At 70.7% G+C, this 22,345-nt stretch carries 19 protein-coding genes and 3 tRNA genes; 4 read left to right on the top strand and 18 right to left on the bottom strand.

Features of this window, described 5'->3' with window-relative positions; translation table 11 throughout:
* Window positions 1–81 precede the first annotated feature (81 nt).
* From FHS08_RS02935 to FHS08_RS02950, 4 genes are all read right to left on the bottom strand, one after another.
* Window positions 82–155, bottom strand: a tRNA-Met gene (locus tag FHS08_RS02935).
* A gap of 35 nt (window positions 156–190) precedes the next feature.
* Window positions 191–262, bottom strand: a tRNA-Thr gene (locus FHS08_RS02940).
* 71 nt (window positions 263–333) lie between these two features.
* Window positions 334–1,917, bottom strand: coding sequence for a M23 family metallopeptidase (locus FHS08_RS17065; protein WP_167035308.1), 1,584 nt, complete (start codon window positions 1,915–1,917; stop codon window positions 334–336).
* Window positions 1,918–2,297: 380 nt separating this feature from the next.
* Window positions 2,298–3,092 (bottom strand): inositol monophosphatase family protein, encoded by a 795-nt coding sequence (locus FHS08_RS02950; protein ID WP_167035310.1) that lies wholly within the window; start codon window positions 3,090–3,092, stop codon window positions 2,298–2,300.
* A 52-nt stretch (window positions 3,093–3,144) separates the two neighbouring features.
* Here FHS08_RS02950 and FHS08_RS02955 point away from each other — a divergent pair, with 52 nt between their 5' ends.
* Entirely contained in the window at window positions 3,145–4,725 is a 1,581-nt protein-coding gene (locus FHS08_RS02955) for an NAD(P)-binding protein (protein WP_170283210.1), read from the top strand.
* 73 nt (window positions 4,726–4,798) lie between these two features.
* Here the strand turns inward: FHS08_RS02955 and FHS08_RS02960 are convergent, their stop codons facing one another.
* The 9 genes from FHS08_RS02960 to FHS08_RS03000 form a co-directional block, all read right to left on the bottom strand.
* Window positions 4,799–5,983, bottom strand: coding sequence for a chromosomal replication initiator protein DnaA (locus FHS08_RS02960; protein ID WP_167035312.1), 1,185 nt, complete (start codon window positions 5,981–5,983; stop codon window positions 4,799–4,801).
* 222 nt (window positions 5,984–6,205) lie between these two features.
* Window positions 6,206–6,287, bottom strand: a tRNA-Tyr gene (locus FHS08_RS02965).
* 102 nt (window positions 6,288–6,389) lie between these two features.
* Window positions 6,390–7,307 (bottom strand): PfkB family carbohydrate kinase, encoded by a 918-nt coding sequence (locus tag FHS08_RS02970; protein ID WP_167035314.1) that lies wholly within the window; start codon window positions 7,305–7,307, stop codon window positions 6,390–6,392.
* Window positions 7,304–7,813, bottom strand: a complete 510-nt coding sequence (locus FHS08_RS02975; RefSeq protein WP_167035316.1) for an FBP domain-containing protein — start codon at window positions 7,811–7,813, stop codon at window positions 7,304–7,306. The genes FHS08_RS02970 and FHS08_RS02975 overlap by 4 nt, the downstream gene beginning before the upstream one ends.
* 150 nt (window positions 7,814–7,963) lie before the next feature.
* Window positions 7,964–9,859 (bottom strand): glycoside hydrolase family 13 protein, encoded by a 1,896-nt coding sequence (locus FHS08_RS02980; RefSeq protein ID WP_167035318.1) that lies wholly within the window; start codon window positions 9,857–9,859, stop codon window positions 7,964–7,966.
* Between the two features lie 28 nt (window positions 9,860–9,887).
* Window positions 9,888–11,369 carry an alpha-amylase gene (locus FHS08_RS02985; protein WP_167035320.1) on the bottom strand — a complete coding sequence of 494 codons (1,482 nt, stop codon included), beginning with the start codon at window positions 11,367–11,369 and terminating at the stop codon, window positions 9,888–9,890.
* Window positions 11,370–11,373: 4 nt separating this feature from the next.
* The gene (locus FHS08_RS02990; RefSeq protein ID WP_167039553.1) at window positions 11,374–12,309 is read right to left on the bottom strand and encodes a sugar ABC transporter permease; all 936 of its coding nucleotides are present in this window, start codon (window positions 12,307–12,309) and stop codon (window positions 11,374–11,376) included.
* A gap of 79 nt (window positions 12,310–12,388) precedes the next feature.
* A complete protein-coding gene (locus FHS08_RS02995; protein WP_167035322.1) occupies window positions 12,389–14,002 on the bottom strand; it encodes an ABC transporter permease subunit in 1,614 nt (537 codons plus the stop codon).
* 119 nt (window positions 14,003–14,121) lie between these two features.
* Window positions 14,122–15,354, bottom strand: a complete 1,233-nt coding sequence (locus FHS08_RS03000; RefSeq protein WP_167035324.1) for a sugar ABC transporter substrate-binding protein — start codon at window positions 15,352–15,354, stop codon at window positions 14,122–14,124.
* A 286-nt stretch (window positions 15,355–15,640) separates the two neighbouring features.
* On the opposite strand from FHS08_RS03000, the gene FHS08_RS03005 reads away from it, so the two are divergent.
* The 3 genes from FHS08_RS03005 to FHS08_RS03015 are packed head-to-tail and all read left to right on the top strand — an operon-like array spanning window position 15,641 to window position 17,300.
* On the top strand, window positions 15,641–16,129 hold the full coding sequence (locus FHS08_RS03005; RefSeq protein ID WP_167035326.1) for a YajQ family cyclic di-GMP-binding protein: 489 nt from the start codon (window positions 15,641–15,643) through the stop codon (window positions 16,127–16,129).
* A gap of 53 nt (window positions 16,130–16,182) precedes the next feature.
* Window positions 16,183–16,383 carry a hypothetical protein gene (locus tag FHS08_RS03010; RefSeq protein ID WP_243847206.1) on the top strand — a complete coding sequence of 67 codons (201 nt, stop codon included), beginning with the start codon at window positions 16,183–16,185 and terminating at the stop codon, window positions 16,381–16,383.
* A gap of 50 nt (window positions 16,384–16,433) precedes the next feature.
* Window positions 16,434–17,300 (top strand): GyrI-like domain-containing protein, encoded by an 867-nt coding sequence (locus FHS08_RS03015; protein ID WP_167035328.1) that lies wholly within the window; start codon window positions 16,434–16,436, stop codon window positions 17,298–17,300.
* A 162-nt stretch (window positions 17,301–17,462) separates the two neighbouring features.
* Here FHS08_RS03015 and FHS08_RS03020 read toward each other — a convergent pair whose 3' ends face one another.
* The 5 genes from FHS08_RS03020 to FHS08_RS03040 all read right to left on the bottom strand — a co-directional run bounded on the left by FHS08_RS03020 (window position 17,463) and on the right by FHS08_RS03040 (window position 22,341).
* The gene (locus tag FHS08_RS03020) at window positions 17,463–18,455 is read right to left on the bottom strand and encodes an alpha/beta hydrolase (protein WP_167035330.1); all 993 of its coding nucleotides are present in this window, start codon (window positions 18,453–18,455) and stop codon (window positions 17,463–17,465) included.
* Window positions 18,456–18,532: 77 nt separating this feature from the next.
* Window positions 18,533–19,906 (bottom strand): FAD-dependent oxidoreductase, encoded by a 1,374-nt coding sequence (locus tag FHS08_RS03025; RefSeq protein ID WP_167035332.1) that lies wholly within the window; start codon window positions 19,904–19,906, stop codon window positions 18,533–18,535.
* 58 nt (window positions 19,907–19,964) lie between these two features.
* Window positions 19,965–21,020, bottom strand: a complete 1,056-nt coding sequence (locus FHS08_RS03030; RefSeq protein WP_167035334.1) for a polyprenyl synthetase family protein — start codon at window positions 21,018–21,020, stop codon at window positions 19,965–19,967.
* A gap of 39 nt (window positions 21,021–21,059) precedes the next feature.
* A complete protein-coding gene (locus tag FHS08_RS03035) occupies window positions 21,060–21,782 on the bottom strand; it encodes a demethylmenaquinone methyltransferase (RefSeq protein WP_167035336.1) in 723 nt (240 codons plus the stop codon).
* Window positions 21,783–21,792: 10 nt separating this feature from the next.
* Window positions 21,793–22,341, bottom strand: coding sequence for a DUF402 domain-containing protein (locus FHS08_RS03040; RefSeq protein WP_167035338.1), 549 nt, complete (start codon window positions 22,339–22,341; stop codon window positions 21,793–21,795).
* Window positions 22,342–22,345 lie beyond the last annotated feature (4 nt).

The raw sequence follows: 22,345 nt of genomic DNA on the forward strand, positions 1-22,345 counted from the left end.
GGAGCGGGACCGCCCGCAGGCGGGTTCACGACGACAGCCCCGGAAACGAAGAAGACGCCCCCCGAGGGGGCGTCTTCTTCGTAGCAGGAGCGGGGCTTGAACCCGCGACCTCACGATTATGAGTCGTGCGCTCTCACCAGCTGAGCTACCCTGCCGCGACGCGTCCGGAGCCGAGACTCCTTCTGCTGCGAGCCCCGAGTCAGGATTGAACTGACGACCCCTTCCTTACCATGGAAGTGCTCTGCCACTGAGCTATCGGGGCGTATCGCCCGCATACGGGCAACTAGACGAGGATACCAGAGCCGCGGCATCCCGCTGAATCGAGGGAAGCGCTCAGCCGAGCGAATCGCGCCCGGCGTTGGCGCGGAACCATGCGATCGGGTCGATCGGAGTCGTGCCGTTCTTGAGGATCTCGACGTGCGTGTGCGCACCGAACGAGCGACCCGTGTTGCCGGTCCGGCCGAGGAACGTTCCGACCGTCACGTGCTGGCCGACCGACACCTGACGGGAGCCGACCTGCATGTGGGCGTAGCGGCTCGAGATGAGCTGACCGTCGATGATGTGGTCGATGACGACCGTGACGCCGAATGCGCCGCCGCTGTCGGTCGAGATGCGCACGACGCCGTCGGCGATCGCCTGCACGTGCGATCCGTTGCCCGGCACGAAGTCGGCGCCCTGGTGCATCTGGCCGTCGCGCATGCCGAAGCCGAACGTGATGCCGACACCCACCGCGAAGGGCCACTGGATCGCCGCGTTCGGGTCGTTGACGTAGAAGTTCGACGGGTTCGAGATGCCGAGCTCTGAGGCGACCTCCGCGACCGACACCGTCGCGTAGTTCTCGGTCCGGTCGAGAGTCGCGTTCTGGATCTCGGCCGGCGCGACGTACACCTGCATCTCGTCGGGATCGATCTCGACCCCGCTCGCCGCCGTGATGACCCCCGCGGATCGAGCCGTGATGTCGGACGTCACGCCGTTGACGGCCGCGACCGCCTGGGCAGGCGTCGTCATCCCGACCGCCAAGAGGCCGACGATTCCTACGACGCCGATCGAGAAGGATGTCGTGGCGACACGCTTGAGCGCGCCGACGCGACCGGCTCGCGACCGACGGGGGGCGACGTGCGCGGCAGCGACGGGCTCGGGACCCTCGGCGTCGACGGCGTCTTCGGATGCCTCCGCCTCGGCCGCCTCGGCCTGAACAGGCGTCTCGCCCGTGAAGGAGAAGAGCCGGGCTGCGGCCTCGAACGCATCGACATCGGATGCCGCGGCCGGCGTCTGCTCCCTCGCCGCGCCCTCGACGAGCTGTTCGGCCTCGTCGATCGCGAGCTCGGAGTCTGCGGGCTCGATCAGCTCGAAGTCCTCGGCGGAGTCCCGCACGGGGTCCATCGCGGGCGCGACCACGACGGGCGCTGAGGTCTCCGCGGCGGGTGCGACCGCGGGGATGACGTCGATGACCGGGTTCGGCTCGTCCACGACGTCGTCCAGGAGAGGAGGCGCCTCTACGACGGGCATGTCCGCGACGGGCGCATGCGACTCGGTGGGCGACGCAGCCATGACGGGTGCGTGCGCGGCGACCGGGGCATCCGCGACGACCGGGGCTTGCGCGGCGACCGGGGCATCCGCGACGACCGGGGCTTGCGCGGCGACCGGGGCATCCGCGATGACCGGCTGCTGCCCCGTCGCGGCACGCTGCGCACGGGCGGCTCGGCGGCTCGGTCGCGGAGCGGCGGGGGTCACGGCGGAGGTCACCGCGGGCCGAGCATCCGCCGACGCGGCAGGACCGGACGTCGAGGTCGGGACCCCACCCTGGTCTCTCACCGCTGCCGCCTGCGCCGCGAGGATCACGACGTCCTGCGCGATCGGCGGCACGGCGGCCGGCGGGCTGTGCCGAGCCTCGGTGGACTCATCCGCACCAGGCATACGAGCCCCGGCGAGCGCCGAGGTCGCGGCATCCGGAGCCGGAGCCGGACGTCCCCAGACGACGGCAGGACGTGCCGGAGCACCCTCGCTCGACCGTCGGCGCAGCTCCGCGCGCGAGCCCGTCGGCTCCGTCGACGCCGCGCTGTGCGCGGCGGAGGAGCGGCTCGACCGGCGCGTGGGCGCACCGTCAGCCTGGGGGGCATCAAACGTCAAGACGCAGGGGGGCTCTCAGTCGTGTCGCGTCGGGTCGCGACGGTCGGGCATGAATCTATGATCACCCGCGCCTTTCGGGCGGCGAAGGTAACGAACGGGTAAACACTACCCCCGGATTCCTGAGAGTTCTCGCAGACGCGGGATCCTTCCCCGATATATCAGCCGGGTCATGCCACGGCCGCCGCGAGCAGCTCGTCGAACAGCCCGTGCCCGGCGGCGACCGTCATGGCATTGCCTGGCCGTCCGCCTGGGAGGCCCCCCACCAGTCCGCCTGCCTCGCGGACGAGAAGGGCGCCGGCCGCGTGATCCCACGGCTGCAGCCCCCGCTCGAAGTAGCCGTCGAGGCGCCCGGCCGCGACGAAGGCGAGGTCGAGGGATGCCGCGCCGATCCGGCGGATGTCGCGCGCCATCGGCATGACCCGCGCGATGCGCGCGAGGTCTCCTGCGTGCGTCGCGGGGTCGTATCCGAAGCCCGTCGCGAGCAGCGCGCCCGCGGCCGTCGGCTCCGGGTTGACGGCGAGCGCGCGGTCTCCGAGCCATGCCCCGCCGCCCTTCGCCGCGTGGAAGAGCTCGCCGATCGCAGCGTTGAAGACGACGCCGGCGACGGCATCCCATTCCTGCGGATCGGCCCCGCCGACGACGGCTGCGATGCTGACGGCGTACGTAGGGATGCCGTACGCGTAGTTGACGGTGCCGTCGATGGGGTCGACGACCCACGTGACACCGCTCGTGCCGAGCTCTGCGCCGGACTCCTCTCCGAGGAACCCGTCGTCGGGGCGTGCCGCCGCGAGCCGTGCGCGGATGAGCGCTTCGACCTCGCGATCGGCCTGCGTCACGATGTCCGCGATGGCGGACTTCGTCGCCGCGATCTCGACGCCCTCCGTCCGTCGACGTCGGGCCAGCTCGCCCGCCTCCTGCGCGATCTCGATTGCCAGAGCCTTCAGTTCCTGTGCGAGCGCCACGCGTCCACGCTATCGCCCGTCGCGCCGGTCCCGCCCGGGTTAGCGTGGGCGTGTGAGCTCCGGCATCCCCTCCCCCGTGTACGACGTCGCCATCGTGGGCGGCGGGCACAACGCGCTCGTCGCCGCGGCCTACCTCGCGAAGGCGGGAAGGCGCGTCGTCGTGCTCGAGCGCCTTCCCCATCTCGGCGGCGCGGCGGTCTCGGAGAAGCCGTGGGCCGGCGTCGACGCGCGACTCTCGCGGTACTCCTACCTCGTGAGCCTCCTCCCCCGCACGATCATCGACGACCTGGGCCTGCGCATCCGGCTCACCCGCCGCCGGTACTCCTCCTACACCCCCGATCCGGCCGATCCCGCGCGCGGAATCCTCGTCGACACGCGGGATGCCGCAGCCACCGCGGCATCCTTCCTCCGCGCGACGGGCGACCCGCTCGAGGCCGCGCGATTCGCGGCGTTCTACGACCGCATCTCACCCGTCGCGCGGCTCCTCTTCCCCACGACGACCGAGCCGCTGCGCCGACGGTCGGACGTGCGCGCGAGGCTCGACGACGATGCGCTGTGGGACGAGCTCGTCGAGCGTCCCCTCGGCGGCATGCTGCGGTCCGCACTCGCGACCGACCTCGCTCGCGGCATCGCCTTGACGGACGGGCTCATCGGCACGTTCGCGTCGTCCGACGACGAGAGCCTCCGGCAGAACCGCTGCTTCCTGTACCACGTGATCGGCGGCGGCACAGGCGACTGGGACGTCCCGGTCGGCGGCATGGGTCGCGTGTCGGCGGAGCTCGAACGCGCGGCACGGGATGCCGGCGCCCACATGCGCACCGACGCAGACGTGACGGCGATCAGCCCCGACGGCGAGCTCACGGTCGACGGCGCGACGCTCGGCGCGCGACTCGTGCTGAGCGGGGTCGGTCCTGCCGTGCTGGACGCGCTCCTCGATGCGGGCGGGGCGGGCGAGGCCGTCGCAGCTCGCCCCGAGGGCGCGCAGCTGAAGGTCAACATGCTCCTTCGGCGTCTCCCGCGTCTGCGCGACGCGACGGTCGAGCCCGACGCGGCGTTCGCGGGGACGTTCCACATCAACGAGACGCTGACCCAGCTCGACGCGGGCTTCGCCCGCGCCGCGGGCGGCGACCTCCCCGATCCGCTTCCCGCCGAGATCTACTGCCATTCGCTCACGGATCCCACGATCCTCGGGCCGGAGCTGCGCGCATCGGGTGCGCAGACGCTCACCCTGTTCGGTCTGCATGTGCCGCATCGGCTCGTGAAGGACAGGGATCAGGATGCCGCGCGCTCCGCGCTGCTCGCAGCCGCCGAGCGCTCGCTCGACTCGGTGCTCGCCGAGCCGATCGCCGACGTCCTCTTCGAAGCGCCGGACGGCACGCCGTGCGTCGAGGCGCGCACGACCGCCGACCTCGAGGAGTCGCTCGGGATGGTCGGCGGGGACATCTTCCACGGCCCGCTGTCCTGGCCGTGGGCGGGGGACGACGAACCCCTCGAGACGCCCGCGGAACGGTGGGGCGTGGCGACCCGGCACGAGCGAGTCCTCATGTGCGGATCGGGCTCGCGCCGCGGTGGCGCCGTGAGCGGTCTCGGCGGCCACAGTGCCGCGATGGCCGCCCTCGAGCTGCTCGGCTGAGCGTCGTTCCGGGCGTGCACCGGCAGAAACGCCGAGAGGCCGCGTGCGGCGGCCTCTCGGGATGTGTCGCGTGCTACTGCTGCGGAGGCAGCGGCGGGGGCGGCGGATACCCCGCGTAACCGGGCGGGACGGGAGGAGCCGGCGGAGCGGCGGGGTCATTCCATGCCGACGGGTCTCCCCAGGGCCGCGGGGTCGCGGCATCCGCCCACTGCTGCGAGGGATCTTCCCACGACTGCGGGGACGGGTCGCCCCACGGCTGCTGCGGAGCCTGCCATCCCTGCTGAGCGGGGTCGACCCACGGCTGCTGCGCCGGATCGGCCGTTCCGTACGGCTGGGTGGGCGCCGGCCACGACTGCGGGTCGGAGCCGGCCCAGCCGGCGTGGTCGGACTGCTCGCCCCACGGCTGCTGTGCGGGGTGCCCCCAGCCCGCGGGCGGCGCCCCGGGGATCGCGACGGGCGCGACGGGTGCGATCGCCTGCGACGTCGACGACGGATACCCCGTGTAGTACGCATTCCAGTCGGGGCTGCCGTCGCCCAGCACGGGAAGAGGCGTCACGCCGTCGGCGTACGTCGGCCACCCCTGAGGTGCTGAGCCGTATGCCGCGCCATATGCGGCGACGGCCTCGCGAGGCCTCCTCGGCGCGAAGAGGGCGTTCACGAGCGGGACGAGCGCCGTGCCGACCGCCGCGAGGATCGCGATCGCCACGACCCAGCGCCAGTACGTGTCGGTGAAGCTGAAGAACTCGTTGAACGCGAGCGGCACCACGAGCATGAACGCGAGAACCACGACCAGCACCGCCGTCGTCACGGTGACGGCGGTCGTGAAGGGCGTGACGTGCCGCTGATAGGCCCGCACGTAGAGGCGGATGTGAAGGAGCGCGAGCTGCAGGATGAGCACGATCATGAGGAACGCCATGAACCGGCCGAACCCGTAGCCGAACCAGCGCTCGGGCATCCAGATCAGGAACGCGCCGATGAGGAGGATGACGACCCAGGTGACCATGCTCGACAGGGCGAACCACGGCGGGCGCCGGGCCGCGAGGTGCGCGTCGAGCAGCGCGACTCCCGCGAACCCGGCCAGGAGCAGGATCGTGAGGAAGGCCCGCCCGATGATGCCGTTCTGCGAGCCGGCCAGCACCCAGACGACGCAGACGATCGCCGCGGCGATGAGCGCGCCGATCGCGACCCAGATCGCGACGCGCAGGAGTCTCGACTCGGATGCCGGCGCCGGCTGCTGGTGATATTGCGCCTCAGTCATGGGCGTTCCTCTCTCGTGGCACGCCCATCCTGACACGCTCCGCCCCGCACGGCGCGAGGGCGCCCGCAGGAGGCGAGGATGCAGCATCCTGCGGCCCTGTGGAGGAGGGGATGCCGCGCCCGCGCCGATCGGCGTACGACCCCGCTGCGTGGCGGCCGCGCTCGACCCGCGGTCCGCGGCGAACGAGGAAGGGCACCCTCGCGGGTGCCCTTCCTCGTTCGGTGGCGAGTGAGGGATTCGAACCCCCGAAGGCTACGCCGGCTGATTTACAGTCAGATCCCTTTGGCCGCTTGGGTAACTCGCCTAATGCGCACCCGCCCGGCTTTTCCAGTCGACCAGAGGCGCGATCAGCAATCCTACCGTCTTGGCGCGGTCATCGAAAAATCGTGCCGCGAGGGCGCTCCGATCACGTCCCGAGCCTGTCGAGATCCATCCCCTCGACCGCAGACGGCAGGCGCAGGAGCGCCCCTTCGAAGCGGCACGTCGCGGCCGCGACGTCCATCGCCCGCTGCAGCACGGCACCCCACGCATCGGCGTCTCGCGGCAGACCCTGCAGAAGCTCGGCGACCGTCGCGGCGAGCGCGGCGTCGCCTGCTCCCATCGTGTCGACGATGCGCCCGGGCAGATCCGAGACGGGTCGTGTCACGACGTCGTCCCCGGTCTCTATCGTCGCGCCGTCGGCGCCCTGCGTCGCGAGGACGGCTCCCGCGCCGAGGTCGATGAGCCGCGCGCGCAGGGCGTCCAGCGGCTCGCCGTAGAGGAGCCGCGCGTCATCCTCGCCGACCTTCACGAGGGCCGCCCCGCCCGCGAGCTCCTCGAACCCGCGCACGAACTCGGCGCGATCGGCGAGCATCCCGGTTCGGGGGTTGGGATCGACGACGAGGGGAGCACGCACCGCCTCGACAGCCTCGGCGAGCTCCCGGGTCTGGGCGATGTCGTCGAAGGGGAAGCAGCTCACGACGACCATCGCGGCATCCGTCATCGCGGTGTGCTCCGCCGCTCCGAACCGGATCCGGCGCGCCTTCGCCGCCTCGTTGAACTCGTACACGGGCTCGCCCCCTCCCGAACGCGTGCTGACCGCTCGCGACGATCCGTACGGGGCCGACGTCGCCACGAGCTCGACGCCGAAGTCGGAGAGGTACTCGCGGATGTGCGCTCCCGCCTCGTCGTCGCCCACCATGGCGATGAGCGTCGCAGGCACGCCCAGACGCGCGAGCCCGACGGCGACGTTGAGCGCGGCTCCGCCGACGAACTCCCTCACGCCCCTGCCGTCGCGCACCTCGTCGATGAGGGCGTCTCCTATGACGACGACCTGCGGCGTCACGCCCTGCCGCCTCTCGCGTCCGCTGCGTCGAGCACGCGTGCGACGAACGTCTCCGTGCGACGGCGCGTTCCATCGATGCGGCGATCCACGCTCGCGCGCACCTCGCTCGGCGCGAGCGGCGCCGCGAGCCGGACGTTCTCGTGGCACGACAGATCGGCGCAGATGTACGTGCCGACGCTGTCGCCGTGGCTGCCCGCGATGCCCGCCTTTCGCGCCGTGAACAGCGCGACCTGGTCCGCGGGCTGCATCGTGTGGCACAGGTTGCACATCGCGGAACGCGCGCGGGACGTGCCCTCGGCGGCGCGCAGCACGATGCCCGTGGCCCGCCCGCCCACTTCGGCGATGAGATACGCGCGGCCTCGGGAGCGCGGATCCCGCCATGCGAGGAAGTCCAGGTGGTCCCAGTCGGTCAGCATGAAATCGGCCGGAAGTGCGACGAGCCGCACGTCATCGTCTCCGGCGTTCACGAATGATGCGCGGACATCGTCCTCGGTCAACGGGCGCATGCGACCTCCTCGCCGTCTGCAGGCCAGTCTACGAACCGTGCGCCGACCGGCACAGGCCCATCCGCCGTCCGCGGGGCGGAGGCGTGAGCCCGAGGGACGGGCCGGATGCCGCGGCATCCGTCGGCTCGTGCGACGCACGCGCCCGCGCCCTCACACGGCAGGAGCCGGGATCGCGACCCCCGGCAGCGTCCACACGGCGAACGCGGGACCCTCGGCCGAGAGGACGGCGGCGCCGTCGGGGGCGGTCGCGAGCATGGCGTCGCCGAAGACGTCGACCCCCTCGGCCGCACGGGGCAGCGACCCTGGGGGCAGCTCGACGTCGGCGTCTCCGCGCGTCGCGAGCACGAGCACGCTCTCGTCCGCGCTCTCGCGCACGAACACGACGGTCTCGTCGTCGACGTGCAGCCAGCGCAGACCTCCCGTGGCGAGGGCGGGATGCGCGCGGCGAAGGCCCACGAGGTCCCGGTACAGCGCGAGGCGCTCGGCCGTCGCAGGCTCGTCCTCCGTGCCCCACGGCATGGGCGTGCGGCTCGACTCGCCGTCGGCCCCCGTGAGCCCGAACTCGTCGCCCGCGAAGACGACGGGAAGGCCCGGGAGCGTCATCGACAGCCCCACGGCGACGGGGATCGTCCCGGGCGCCGCGTTGGTCGCGAAGCGCGCCGTGTCGTGCGTGTCGAGCGGCTGCATGTTGCCCAGCCGCACACGCCACGGGATGCCGGCCGTGAACCGCACGACGGCGTCCACGAACTGCCGCGCCGTGTACCGCGGGATGCCGCCGATCGGCTGCGTGAAGAACCACGGCTCCGTCTCGGTCTCGCCGTCGTACGTCAGATACGGCGTTCCTTCGGGCTCGCTCAGCCATCCCCACACGGGCCGCGTGAACGACGGGTACGTCATGGCGCCGTGCCAGCCGTCCCCCTGCAGGTCGCTCACGGCGTCGTTCGTCGACTCGCCCAGCAGGATCGTGTCGGGGTTGATCTCGAGCATCGTCCGGCGCAGCAGCCGGCGCACGTCGGCGTTGAGGTCGACCGCTCCGAGGCGTCCCGTCATGTTCGCGACGTCGATGCGCCATCCGTCGGTCGAGTACGGCGGCTCGAGCCACTTCGCGACGACGGAGCCGGCGCCTTCGATGAACCGGCGGCGCAGCTCGTGCGAGGCCCAGTTGAACTTGGGCAGGCTCTCGTAGCCGAGCCACGACTCGTACTCCGTGTTGCCGTCGTCGGTGAAGTAGTAGAACTCCTCCTCCGGCGCGCCGGGGTGGCCGTAGGCCGCGAGGAACCACTCGTGCGTGTCGCCGGAGTGATTGCTCGTGAGGTCTCCGATGACCCGGATGCCGCGCTCGTGCGCCGCCTCGACGAGCCGGACGAACGCGTCGTCGCCACCGAGGAGCGGGTCGACGTCGTGGAAGCTCGTCGCGTTGTAGCGGTGGTTGGACTCGGCGGGGAAGACGGGGGTCAGATACAGCAGGTTCACCCCGAGGTCGATCAGGTGGTCGAGCCTCTCACGCACTCCGTCGAGGTCGCCGCCGTAGAACTGCTGCGAGCGGCCCGGGTTGACGGGATCGACGGGGTCGGTCCATTCGGCCGCGATGGCCCAGCCCGGCGTCGGATGCGCATCCGCCTGCGCCGATCGGGCGAAGCGGTCGGGGAAGACCTGGTACATGACGGCGTCGTACAGCCATGCCGGCGGTGCGGGATGCGCGACGAGGGCGAAGTCCTCGGCGTCCAGCGTCTCGATCGTGTGGATGCCGGACTGGTTGAGCCACTCGACGCGGCCGTCGGCATGCTGCAGCACCCAACGGTACCCGTGGCGGGGGTTGTGCACCGTGACGGGCGCCTCCCACCACTCCCAGCCGTCCGCGACGCCGAGGGACGCGGCATCCGTCCACTCGGGCTCGTGGTCGGGGTTCGAGCGCGTGCGCACGGCGACGAGCGGGCCGTACCTCTCGGGCACGCGCAGCCGCACGCGCACCGTCTCGCCCAGCTGCGGAGCGAGATTCGAGACGTACAGAGTCGAGCCGTCGTGATGCGGGAGGAGTGCGCTCATGGTGGAAGTCTCCCAGTCGGGGTCGGGGTCAGGGCAAGCGGGCGAGCGAATGGATCGCGGAGGTCTGCCCGGGGGCGAGGGCGAAGGATGCCGATCCCCCCGCGACCTCGACGGTCTCGTCGTCGGCGCAGCCCGGCGCGGTGTCGGCGACGACGGGCCCGGCCCGCACGACGTCGCAGTACCTGCCGTCCGGGAGGGTCGTCGGCACCGCGAGCCTCTCCTCGTCGGCTCCGGGGTTGACGGCCACGACCGCGCGGCCCTCGCGCTCGAAGCCGTACGCGTCGCCGTCGTCGACGCCGGGGAGCCGGGGGGCGGATGCCGCCACCCGCCGCCACTCGAGCATCCCGCGGATCGCGGTCCACGCGTGGACGCAGGTGCGGTCGCCGTCGGCGAGCGCCGAGACCTCGGCATCCCCGGCCGCGCACACCGGAGCGACGACGCGGCCGTCCGCATCGACGGGGGCTCCCGCGTCGCGGTCGGTGAAGGCATAGCCCGAGTACACGACGGGCGTGCCGAAGTCGTCGGCGAGCATGAGCGCGTTCGCCATGGCGTAGAGGTCGCCGTCGCGGTACGTGACGCCGGCCTCCCCGCGCTCGGTGTCGTGGTTGTCGACGAACACGACGGCACGGTCGGACGGCACGTGCAGGGGACGCTCGCCGGAGAGGTCGGGATCCGTGAGCACCCCCGCGCGCAGCTGCGGCGCGAGGTCGCGCGCGTACGTGAACTCGAACACCTCGCCGAAGGACGTGTACTCCTCGGGTTGGACGGGCTCGCCGCCCCCGCGGATCACCTCGCTCAGGATGCGTGTGCCCGCCGGCAGGCCGCCGACGATCGCGGCGACGTCGGCCGCGGCGATGTGCTTCGCCGCATCGATGCGCACGCCCGCGACGCCGAGCGAGAGCAGATCGTCGAGGTACGCGCCGATGCGCTCGCGCACGGCGGGGCTCGACGTGTCGAGGTCGGCGAGGTTCACGAGCTCGCACGTCTGCACCTGCTCGCGCGAGCCGTAGTCGGCGATGTCGTCGTTCGGCGTGAGCCCGCAGTGGTGGAAGTCCTCGGGGGCGTAGAGGCCCGGGTACGAGTAGTGGTCGTATGCGCTGCCCGCCCAGCCGGTGCCCGCGGCATCCTGACCCGTCATGTGGTTGACGACGGCGTCGGCGATGACGGCGACGCCCGCCTCACGGCAGCGCGCCGTCATGTCGGCGAACTCCGCGCGGGTGCCGAGGCGCGACTCGACGCGGTAGCTGACCGGCTGGTACGACGTCCACCACTCGTCGCCCGTGACGCTCTCCTGCGCGGGAGACACGAGCACCCAGGCGAACCCCGCAGGCCCCAGGTTCTGCTCGCACTCCTGCGCCACCGTCGTCCACGGCAGCTGGAACAGCTGCACTCCTACGTCGGGCGGCCCGACCTCCACCGTGCCGATCGTCGCGCTGCATCCGCCGAGCGCGAGGGATGCCGCGAGCGCACCCGCGGCCGCGAGGGCGAGGCGGCGGATCGGGCGCGGCATCCGGCTACTTGACGGCACCCGCCGTCAGCCCGCCGGCGATGTACCGCTGGATGCTGAGGAACAGCGCCATCGGCAGGATCGCCGCGAGCACGGCGCCGGCGCTGAACACGCTCCAGTTCTGCTGCGTCTGGCTCGAGACGAACTGGTAGAGGCCCACCGCGAGAGTCTGACGCGAGGGGTCGATCAGCAGCACGCTCGCGATGACGAACTCGCCGAAGGTCGCGAGGAAGGAGAGCAGGCCGACGACCGCGAGGATGGGGGCGACCAGGCGCAGGATGATCGTGAAGAAGATCCGCGCGTGCCCCGCGCCGTCGATCTTTGCCGCCTCGTCGATCGAGGCGGGCACCGTGTTGAAGAACCCGTACATGAGATACGTGTTCACACCGAGGGCGCCGCCCAGATAGACCATGATCAGGCCGATCTGCGTGTTGATGCCGAGCGCGGGGAAGATGTCGGCGATGGCCGACATGAGGAGGAAGATCGCGACGAAGGCCAGCAGCTGCGGGAACATCTGAACGAGCAGCAGCGTGAGCAGCCCGAACCTGCGCCCCGTGAACCTCATGCGCGAGAAGGAGTACGCCGCGAGTGCGCCGAGGAACACGGTGCCGAGCGCCGTGGCAACCCCGATCACGAGAGAGTTCACCCACCACGCGGCATACGGCTGGCTCGGATTCTGGAACAGCTCGACGTAGCTGTCGAGGCTCAGCGTGCGGAACAGTCCGTTCGCCGTGAGGAGCGTGCCGCCGGGATTGAGCGACGCCGACAGCACGTACAGCAGCGGGAACCCGGCGAAGACCAGCATGACGATGCCGACGAGGTGGCGCCATCCGGTCTCGCGGAAGTACTTGCGGAAGGGACGGCGTGGTGCCGGCGCGCCGGGGTCTCCCCCGCTCACGTGCGTGCTCGCGTCGAATCCGTCGACCGTCGCCTCGCCGAACATCACGGCGCTCCCGCGGGTGTCTCGGCTCCGGGCGTCCTCCGGGACGCCGCCGGGGACGATGGGCTCTTGAAGGCTCATGTCAGTTCAGCTCCTCGAGGACCTTGGTCTGGCGGAAGGCGATGTACGAGATCGTCGCCACGAGCAGGAAGATGATGATCGAGAACGCGCTCGCAAGACCGAAGTCGCGCTGGCCGCCGATGAAGGCCACCTTGTACACCATCGAGATCAGGATGTCGGTCTGCCCGACGTTGATCGGCGCATCCGTGAAGCGCGGGCCGCCGCCGGTCAGCATGTAGATCAGGTTGAAGTTGTTGAAGTTGAACGCGAACGACGAGATCAGCAGCGGTGCGACGGCCACCAGCAGCAGCGGGAACTTGATGAGGCGGAACTGCTGCCAGATGCTGGCCCCGTCGACGCGCGACGCCTCCATGATGTCGTCGGGGATCGACTGGAGCGCGCCGGTCGTCACGAGGAACATGTAGGGGAAGCCGAGCCACAGGTTGACCAGCAGGATCGCGATCTTCGCGAGGAAGGGATCCTGCAGCCACGGGATCGACGCCCCGCCGAGCAGCACCTCGTTGATGAAGCCGAAGTCCTGGTTGAACATGCCCGCCCACACGAGTGCCGAGAGGAACCCGGGGAACGCGTACGGCAGGATCATGATCACGCGGTAGTACTTCCTGCTTCTCATGCGCGGATCGTTGAACACGATCGCGAGGAACAGGCCGAGGATGAACGTGGTCGCGACGGACAGGACCGCGAAGGCGAAGGTCCACACCGTCACGTACAGGAACGGACCGCGGATGTCGGGGTTCGTGAACGCCCGCACGAAGTTGTCGAAGCCGACGGGGACGACCCAGCCGGGAAGCAGCTGAGTGCCGTCGTCGGCGGTGAAGGCGCCTGTGCCGAGGTCGCGGTACACGACGCCCGTCGCGGTGTCGGTCATCGTGTCGGCGCCCGGGTCCCACTCGAGGGTCGAGGTGAACAGGTAGGCGTTGGAGCCGTCCGTCGTGCGCAGCGTTCCGTCGTTGAGGTCGTCCGAGATCGGCACGGTCAGCGACGAGATGGCGGACTGGTTCGCGACGATCTGGCCGAAGTCCAGCGTCGTGAAGCCGGGAGCGCCGGTCGCCGTGGCGCCGTCGACCGGCTCGAGCGGCTGCTCCTGGCCGCCCACGACGAAGTCGCCCGTCTCGGGATCGGTCGTGAGGAGGAAGAACTCGCCGTTCTGCTCCAGGATCGAGACGGGGTACGCGGGCGAGTCCGGCACGCGCGTCTGCGCCTGGAGGAGCAGCGCGCTGACGGCGTCGTCCTTGTCGGAGTTGTGCCCCGAGCCGTAGTTCGTGAACGCGATGTAGATCGTGTAGAGGACGACGAAGATCTGGAAGATCAGGAGGAAGACGATTCCCGGGGTCAGATACTTCGCCGGCAGGAGCCCCGGCTTGAGGTACACGACGTTGACGGCGATGACGCCGACCGCGATCAGGAGCGGCACGAGCCACTGGCCGTCCTGGACGAGCAGGAGGATGGCGAAGATCGCGGCGGCGTCGATGACCGCGAGCGAGACGATCTTGACGAGCCAGACCTTCCAACCCGCGGAGGCGGCCTCGGCGTAGGCGAGCGCGCGTCTGCCGCGTCGTGACTGGGCGATCGTCTCCGGCGCGGACCTCTCGGTCTCGAGCGTGGGTCCCGTCATCGTTGACGCTCCTGTCTAGGGGTCTCGTCGTGAGTGAGGCTAGTAGGGAAGAGGGGCGCCGGATAGGCGCCGGTCGCGAAGGGGCGACGCCGCAGCGGCGCCGCCCCTTCGCGGATGGATCAGCCGTCGATCTTGGCCTGGATGTCGGCCGCCATCTTCGTCCAGGTGGCGACCGGGTCGGCGCCCTTGATGATCGCGGCCTCCGCGACGCCCCAGAACTCCCACACGCTGCCCATCTCAGGGATGCTCGGCTGCGGCACGCCGTTGGTGCCGACCTCGCCGAAGCCCTGGATGATCGGGTCGGACGACGCCTTCTCGTACGCCTCCGTGTTGGCCGGGGGACGGTCGCCTGCCTCGTACAGCGCGTACTGCACGTCGGGGGTGGCGAGGTAGTTCACGAGGAACTCGTTGGCCAGGAGCGTGTTCGTCGACTTGGCGCTGAGGTAGAAGCCCTGCACGCCCACGAACGGCGCGGCCGTCTCGCCGCCGGCCGAAGGGATCGGGTCGATCGCGATGTTGATCCCCTTGGCCTCGGCGTCGGCGACGTTCCAGGGACCCGTCAGGATGAAGGGCGACTCACCCGAGTTGAACGCCTCCTTGGAGAGGTCCTGCGTCAGGTTGAGGTTGATCGTGCCTGCCGCGCCCTGCGCGCCCAGCCACGTGGCGAAGTTCTGGCCCGCCTCGTCGCCGATCGTGAGCTGCGTTCCGTCGAACGAGCCGTCCGCGTTCTGCGCGAAGACCGAGTTGCCGAACGACGTCTGGAACGGATACAGGTGGTAGGGGTCGGCGTTGGCCGGGTCGAGGCCGACGACGAAGGGGTACTTCGTGCCGGCGGCCGTGCCCTTGGCGATCATGTCGTCGAAGGATGTCGGCGCCTCGGACACGAGGTCGGCGTTGCGCATGAGCGCGATGTTCTCCGTCGCGTACGGCAGGCCGTAGACCTGGCCGTTGAGCGTGAACGCCTGTACGGCGACGTCGCGGAAGTCCGCGGCCTTGTCGCCGAGCTCGATCGGGGCGACGAGGCCGTCCTGCACGAAGGCGCCGAGCCAGTCGTGCGCGCCGATCGTGATGTCGGGGCCCTTGCCGGTGGGGACCTGTGCGGTGAAGTCGTCGCGGATCTTCGCGTTGTCCTTGATGACGAGGTTGACGTCGACGCCCTTCTCCTCCTCGAACTGCGCGACGACGTCCTTGAGCGCCTTGGCACGGTTGTCGTCGACCCAGACCGTGAGCGTGCCGGCGGATCCCGTATCGGTCGGGGTGCTCGAACCGCCGCCTGCGCAGCCCGCGAGCGCGAGCATGCTGCCCGCGATGAGCGCGGTCAGGCCGACGGCGCCCTTCTTGTTCACCTTCATCGGTGTGCCTCTCTCAAGTGCGATGTGGAGGGTCCGACCTTCGGGGCCGGTGAGTCACCGTGAAGGCCGTTCTTCCGCTCACAGAATCCTGCAAGCGCTTACATTGTTACCACGCATCACCACGGATGCAATACCTGGCGCCGAAGATCGAGACATTTCCGTGACCTGGACGCACGTGAGCACGGGGAGCGTCGGGGTGAGATCTGCAAGCGCTTGCAGGCGCGGTCGGATGCGGCATCCCGCGTCTCCCGTGGAACGTCGCAGCGGCGCGGCTAGACTCGCGGTCATGGCAGATTCCTCCTTCGACATCGTCAGCAAGGTCGACCACCAGGAGGCCGACAACGCGCTCAACCAGGCCCGCAAGGAGGTCGAGCAGCGCTACGACTTCAAGGGGACGGGCGCCTCCATCGAGTGGAGCGGCGAGCAGATCCTCATCAAGGCGAACAGCGAGGAGCGCGCGAAGGCCGTCCTCGACGTGTTCCAGACCAAGCTCATCAAGCGCGGCATCTCGCTCAAGAGCCTCGAGACAGGAGAGCCCGCCGCGAGCGGCAAGGAGTTCCGCCTCGTCTCGTCGATCAAGGACGGCATCTCACAGGAGAACGCGAAGAAGATCGGCAAGATCATCCGCGACGAGGCGCCGAAGTCGGTCAAGTCGCAGATCCAGGGCGACGAGCTGCGCGTGCAGTCCAAGAGCCGCGACGACCTGCAGGAGGTCATCCGCATCCTGAAGGCCGCCGATCTCGACGTCGACCTGCAGTTCGTCAACTACCGGTAGCGGGGCTCTTCGCGGTCGGCGTCGGAATCCGCGAGGGCCGGCACCGGGTCTTCATGATCGGGCCCGTCGACGACGAGGGAGACGACCGTCGGCTCGCCCTCGACCTGTTCGACGCCTCCGGCTCCGCGGAGAAGACGCTGCGCGCCGACAGGGGCGGGTACACGGGCATCCCGGCCGCATGCGGGCGAGAACGCCGCGCGCTTCTTCGTGCGTCACCTCTGCCGGCCGTCGACGATCGAATCGGACCGGGATGATCGGGTGGAGCCTGCCGCCGTCGGCGAGCCTTGATGTCGAAGGGAGCACCGTGATCGCGACACTGAACCAGATCGTCGACGTCGTAGAGGACCATCTCACCGCCGACATCGACATCGCCGCCCTCGCTCGAGGTGCCGGGACGACCGAGTACCACGTGCGCCGGATGTTCTCGGCGCTGGCGGGGATGCCGCTGTCGGAGTACGTCCGGCGGCGGCGCATGACCGTCGCGGCATCCGACGTGCTCGGAGAAGAAGCCCTTCTCGACATCGCGGTGCGCTACGGGTACGGCTCGACAGAGGCGTTCGGCCGTGCGTTCCGGGCCGTGCACGGCGTGAGCCCGGGTGACGTTCGCCGGCACGGCGGCCCCCTTCGCACTCAACCGCAGCTCAGGTTCCGCCTGACCGTCGAAGGGAACACGACCATGGACACCCGCATCGCAGAGCGACCGGCATTCCGACTCATCGGCCACGCCGCCCGCGTGCCGCTCCTCCACGAAGGGGTCAACCCGCACATCCAGGCGCACATCGCCTCTCTGCCTGCGGCAGAGCACGCCCGGCTGAAGGCGCTCAGCGACACGGAGCCGGGAGGCATCCTCCAGGTCATGGACGACGGCGACCCCGACTACACGGAAGGGAGCGAGCTGACGTACCTGCACGGCGTCGCCGTCGGCGAGCGCACGCCGGTGCCCGACGACTTCGATGCGATCGAGGTCTCGGCCGGCTCCTGGGCCGTGTTCCGCACGAGCGGCGCCCACCCCGCGGCGCTGCAGTCGACCTGGGCCGCGACGGCGAGCGACTGGTTCCCGTCGAATCCCTGGCGGCTGCGGCCCGGTCCCTCGATCGTGGCCGTGCTCGACCGCTCGCCCGACTTCGGCACGGCGACCTGCGAGCTGTGGCTGCCCGTCGAACGCGCCTGACGAGGAGACGGACGCGTCGCGTGACCGCCGTCGAGCCACGGGGAACCCGCCCGGAGAGCTCGGGGGTCAGCACGCGTTCGCCGCGACTGCCTCGACCCAGGCGCGCTTGCGGGGTCAGCACGCGTTCGCCGCGACTGCCTCGATCCCGGCGCCCTCGCGGGGTCAGCGCGCGTTCGCCGCGACTGCCTCGATCCAGGCGCGCAGCACGTCGTAGGCCTCGGCCCGCGGCTCGGGGCGAGAGAGGAAGACGTCGTGGATCGCGCCGTCGATCCGGGCGACGGTCACGAGCCGGCCGATGCGGGTCGCGGCGCGCGCGATGTCGTCGACGGCGAGCACCGAGTCGGACGAGGTCATGTCGTCCGACCAGGTCACGGGCATCGTCGAGCGCGTCGACAGGAGCACGAGCGCAGGGCATCCGACGTCGATGCCGGCCGAGACGCGGCGGTGGCCCGCGAGGATCGCGGCGAGCCAGCCGGGGTGGGTCGGGAAGCCGCGCTCGGGCCGCCACTGGTCGTGATACCCCGGCACGGGCAGCGAGCCGATCTCGACCTGCGCGCGGGTGTAGAACCCGAGGTCGACCGCCGGGTGCGGCCCGAGCGGATCGAACCGCGCCCTCATCCCGACGAGGGGCGCGAGCGCCTGCCGCCCGATCGCACCGAGCTGCAGCTCGAGCCACGGGCTGTTCAGCACGAGCGCCGACGCGACGCCGGGATGCCGCGCCGCCCACAGCGCGAGCGTGAGCCCGCCCGTCGAGTGGCCGAGGAGCACGAGCCGGCGAGAGGATGCGGCATCCGGGGCGTGTCCCATGACCGCGAGCGCCACGGCGATGTCGTCGTCGTAGTCGTCGAGGCTCCCGACGTATCCGGGCGTCTGGCCCTCGCGAAGGCTCCGGCCGTACTTGCGCAGATCGAGCGCGTAGAAGTCCGCGCCGAGGCCGTTCCAGAACCTCGCGAGCCCGGTCTGGAAGAAGTAGTCCGACCAGCCGTGAACGTACAGCACGTCGACGTCGGGGAGCGGCCGCGCGAGGCGGCCGATCCACGACGGGATGCTGCGCACGAGCGTCGCGACGACCTCGCCCTCGGCATCCGGTGCCAGCTCGAGCGTCTGCTGCTCGAACGGCTCTCCCAGCAGATCGGGGGTCCAGCCGTCGCTCATCCGCCCGCACCGGGCCGGCCGGCGATGTCCTGCCTGCGCGCGCAGCTCATGCGCTCAGCCTAGATGCGGGCGCGGGGTCACTCGCCGCGCGAGATCCTCACCATCTCGTCGCGAGGCACGACCTTGACACGGGCGCGGCCGTGCGGCTCTCCGAGGGAGATCTCGTGCTCGTCGAGACGGTGCCAGCCCTCGAGATCGGTCCAGGCGACGCCGCGCGACGCGAGGAGCGCGGGGATCGCCTCGGCCGAAGGGTCTGCCGGCTCCCACCACGACCCCTGGTCGTTGATGACGTGGCTGATCGTCTCCATCGCGTCGGACTTCGTGTGGCCGATGAGGCCGACGGGGCCGCGCTTGATCCATCCCGTCGCGTAGATGCCGGGCACGCGCTCGTTCGACTCGCGCCTGATGACCTGACCCTCGTGATTGGGGATGACGCCGTGGTGCTCGTCGAAGGGCACGCCGGGAAGCGGCGAGCCGAAGTACCCGACGGCGCGATAGAGCGCCTGGATGGGCAGTTCGCGGATCTCGCCCGTGCCGAGCACGCCGCCCTGGCCGTCGGGGCGCGTGCGCTCCCAGCGCAGCGCCGCGACGCGGCCTTCGGCGTCCTTCACGACCTCGAGGGGCTTCGCGTAGAAGTGCAGGTGCAGGCGGCGGGACGCCTCGCCCCCCGCGTTGTTGGCGGAGGGGCGCTTGCGCCACGACTGCAGGATGCGGTCGATCACCATGACCTGCTTGTTGCTCGCGATGGCGTCCTTCGACGCCTCGTCGTAGTCGAAGTCCTCGTCGTACACGACCATGTCGACGTCGCGCAGCTCGCCGAGCTCGCGCAGCTCGAGCGGCGTGAACTTGACCTGCGCGGGACCGCGGCGGCCGAACACGTGCACGTCCGTGACCGGGGACGCCTTGAGCCCTTCGTAGACGTTCGCGGGGATCTCGGTCGGCAGGAGGTCGTCCGCGTGCTTCGCGAGCATGCGGGTGATGTCGAGCGCGACGTTGCCGTTGCCGATCACGGCGACCGACTCGGCCTCCAGCGGCCACTCGCGCGGTACGTCGGGGTGCCCGTCGAACCAGCTCACGAAGTCCGCCGCGCCGTAGCTGCCAACGGCGTCGATGCCGGGGATGTCGAGCCCCGAGTCGCGGATCGCCCCCGTCGAGAAGATGACGGCGTGATAGTGGTGCTTGAGGTCGTCGAGCGTGATGTCGCGGCCGAATCGGACGTTGCCGAAGATGCGGATGTCGCCGCGGTCGAGCACTTCGCGCAGAGCCGTGATGATGCCCTTGATGCGCGGGTGGTCGGGCGCGACGCCATACCGGACGAGGCCGTACGGCGCGGGAAGCTGCTCGAACAGGTCGATCGAGACGTCGAACTTGCGCTCGGCCTTCAGCAGGATGTCGGCCGCGTAGATGCCTGCGGGCCCCGCTCCGACGATGGCGAGTCTGAGCTTGGTCATGGATGGTCCTTTCGAGGCGCAGGCCAGTCGCGTCACGACCGCGCCGTGGTGCGAACAGTCAGCTGGAGCGGTCGGCGACCGCTTGTGCGAAGCGCGTGAGGGCCTCGCGGACGGGTCCGTCCGGAAGCGGGGCGAGCGCCGCGATGGCATCGCTGGACCACGCGTTCGCGAGGTCGAGCGTCGCCTGCGTGGCCCCGTGCTCGCGCAGCTCGGCGAGCGGTCCGTCGAGGATGCCGGCGTCGGCGCCGTCGGAGATGCGGCGCACCCCGGCGTCGATGCGCTCGCGCAGGTCGACGGATGCGGCATCCGTCCGCTGCCCCAGCAGCAGGTACGGCATCGTCGGCACGCCCGCGCGCAGGTCGGTGCCGGGGACCTTGCCCGTCTCGTCGGGATCGGCGGACAGATCGATGACGTCGTCGAGCAGCTGGAAGGCGACGCCCGCCTTCTCGCCGAAGACGACCATGGCCGGCTCGTACGCGGGATCGGCGTTGGAGAAGATGACCCCGGCCTGCGCCGCCGCGGCGATGAGCGAGCCGGTCTTGTCGGAGAGCACCTGCAGGTAGAAGGCGACGGCGTCGTCGCCTTCGTGCGGCCCCACGGTCTCGTGCATCTGGCCCAGCACGAGCCGTTCGAACGTGTCGGCCTGCAGCCGCATGGCGCGGTCGCCGTGGCGGGCCATGATCTGGCTCGCGCGCGAGAAGAGCAGGTCGCCCGTCAGGATCGCGACGCTGTTGCCCCACACGGCGTGCGCGGCGGGAACGCCGCGGCGCCGGTCGGCCTCGTCCATGACGTCGTCGTGGTACAACGATCCGAGATGCGTGAGCTCGAGCGCGGTCGCACCGTCGACGACGGCGTCGCTGATGCCGTCTCCGAGCTGAGAGGTCAGCAGCGCGAGCATGGGACGGATGCGCTTGCCGCCCGCGTCGTACAGATAGCGGCTCGTCGCGTCGGCGAGGGCGTCTGTGACGCGCAGCTCCTTCTCGAGGTTCGCGTCGACGCGGGCGAGCCCCTTCTCGACGGTCGCGAGCAGCCGCCGCGACCTCGGTCCCGCGAAGACGCGGTCGGTGAGGCCCAGCTTCCGCGCGATGCGCGGTCCCGGCGCTGAGGGAGTCACGACGACAAGCCTACCGGGGCGCACTCGCGACCCGCCCGCTCACGCGTTCGGCTTCGTCGCACGGTGCACGGCCACGATGCCGAACGAGAGGTTGCGGTACGCGACATCCGTCCATCCCGCCGCGCGGATGCGCGCCGACAGCGTGCGCTGATCGGGCCAGTCGCGGATCGACTCGTTGAGGTAGTCGTAGGCCTCCGCGTTGGAGCTGACCGCCTTGGCGACGACGGGGAGGACGCGATCGTTGTAGAAGCGGTAGAGCCCGCCGAACGCCCTCGACGGCGGGTGCGAGAACTCGCACACGACCAGGCGCCCGCCCGGCTTCGTGACGCGCAGCAGCTCGCGCAGCGCCTTGTCGGGGTCGTTGACATTGCGCAGCCCGAACGACATCGTGACGGTGTCGAACTCGGCGTCGCCGAACGGAAGAGAGGTCGCATCGGCCTCGGTGAAGGACAGGTTCGGGATGCCGCGGTGCCTGCGTCGCCCCTCCGCGATCATGCCGGGCGAGAAGTCGGCCGCGACCACGTCCGCGCCGCTGCGGGCCAGGCTCACGGAGCTCGCTCCGGTGCCCGCGGCGAGATCGAGGATGCGCTGACCCGGCCGCGGGGCGACCGCCCGTGTCGTCGCGACCCGCCACAGCCTGTCGTTTCCGAGGCTCAGCACCGTGTTCGTGCGGTCGTAGCCCTCGGCGACCTCGTCGAACATGCCGCTCACGCGCGACGGGTCTTTGTGGAGGTCGGCGCGGTTGGGCTCGTGCTCGGTCACTCTGTCGAGTCTAGGCGGGGGCGCCCGTGAGCTCGGCGAGGCGAGCGAACCACCGCCGCGAGGTCGCCTCGTCGAACGGCGGCTCGGATGCCGCGACCCGGCGCTCGAGATCGATCGCGACGGCCTCGAGGCGGTCGACGATCTCGAGCGGGTACCCGAAGTGCACGCGGTGCTCGTCCCACTCGTCGCGGTCCTCGATGTACACGCCGGTGTCGAGCCGGTCGACGACGTCGAGGTCCATGTCGATGCCGGTCGGCTCGGCGCCCTCCCACCGCACGTCCCATGCGAGATCGATGTAGATCGGCGTGTGGTACGGCGCCGCGTTGGCCGTGTAGACCCACTCGCCCGACGGCGGCAGAAGCGTGACGTTGGCGTGTGCGACGTCGAGCTCGCGGCCGGGCCGCGCGCTCGACCACCCGGGGAGCTGCCCGAACCAGTCGCCCCAGGAGTCGGCGCCGAGGTAGACGCATTCGTGCAGCCAATGCGGCGAGCCGTCCCACTTGCGCCAGCGGAACAGGAGGCGCGTACCGGGCGCCGGACGGACGGGTTCGACGGTCACCCTC

The sequence above is a fragment of the Microbacterium ulmi genome (assembly GCF_011759705.1).
In the GTDB taxonomy this organism is placed as follows: domain Bacteria; phylum Actinomycetota; class Actinomycetes; order Actinomycetales; family Microbacteriaceae; genus Microbacterium; species Microbacterium ulmi.

Coding starts and splice junctions, on each gene's coding strand:
- FHS08_RS02985 (WP_167035320.1), bottom strand. CDS start 11,369: ATGCCGCGCCCGATCCGCCGCCTCGCCCTCGCGGCCGCGGGTGCGCTC.
- FHS08_RS02990 (WP_167039553.1), bottom strand. CDS start 12,309: ATGTTCGGCGAGGCGACGGTCGACGGATTCGACGCGAGCACGCACGTG.
- FHS08_RS03020 (WP_167035330.1), bottom strand. CDS start 18,455: ATGAGCGACGGCTGGACCCCCGATCTGCTGGGAGAGCCGTTCGAGCAG.
- FHS08_RS02980 (WP_167035318.1), bottom strand. CDS start 9,859: ATGAGCGCACTCCTCCCGCATCACGACGGCTCGACTCTGTACGTCTCG.
- FHS08_RS02995 (WP_167035322.1), bottom strand. CDS start 14,002: ATGACGGGACCCACGCTCGAGACCGAGAGGTCCGCGCCGGAGACGATC.
- FHS08_RS03005 (WP_167035326.1), top strand. CDS start 15,641: ATGGCAGATTCCTCCTTCGACATCGTCAGCAAGGTCGACCACCAGGAG.
- FHS08_RS03010 (WP_243847206.1), top strand. CDS start 16,183: ATGATCGGGCCCGTCGACGACGAGGGAGACGACCGTCGGCTCGCCCTC.
- FHS08_RS02960 (WP_167035312.1), bottom strand. CDS start 5,983: ATGACTGAGGCGCAATATCACCAGCAGCCGGCGCCGGCATCCGAGTCG.
- FHS08_RS02975 (WP_167035316.1), bottom strand. CDS start 7,813: ATGCGCCCGTTGACCGAGGACGATGTCCGCGCATCATTCGTGAACGCC.
- FHS08_RS03025 (WP_167035332.1), bottom strand. CDS start 19,906: ATGACCAAGCTCAGACTCGCCATCGTCGGAGCGGGGCCCGCAGGCATC.
- FHS08_RS03000 (WP_167035324.1), bottom strand. CDS start 15,354: ATGAAGGTGAACAAGAAGGGCGCCGTCGGCCTGACCGCGCTCATCGCG.
- FHS08_RS17065 (WP_167035308.1), bottom strand. CDS start 1,917: ATGCCTGGTGCGGATGAGTCCACCGAGGCTCGGCACAGCCCGCCGGCC.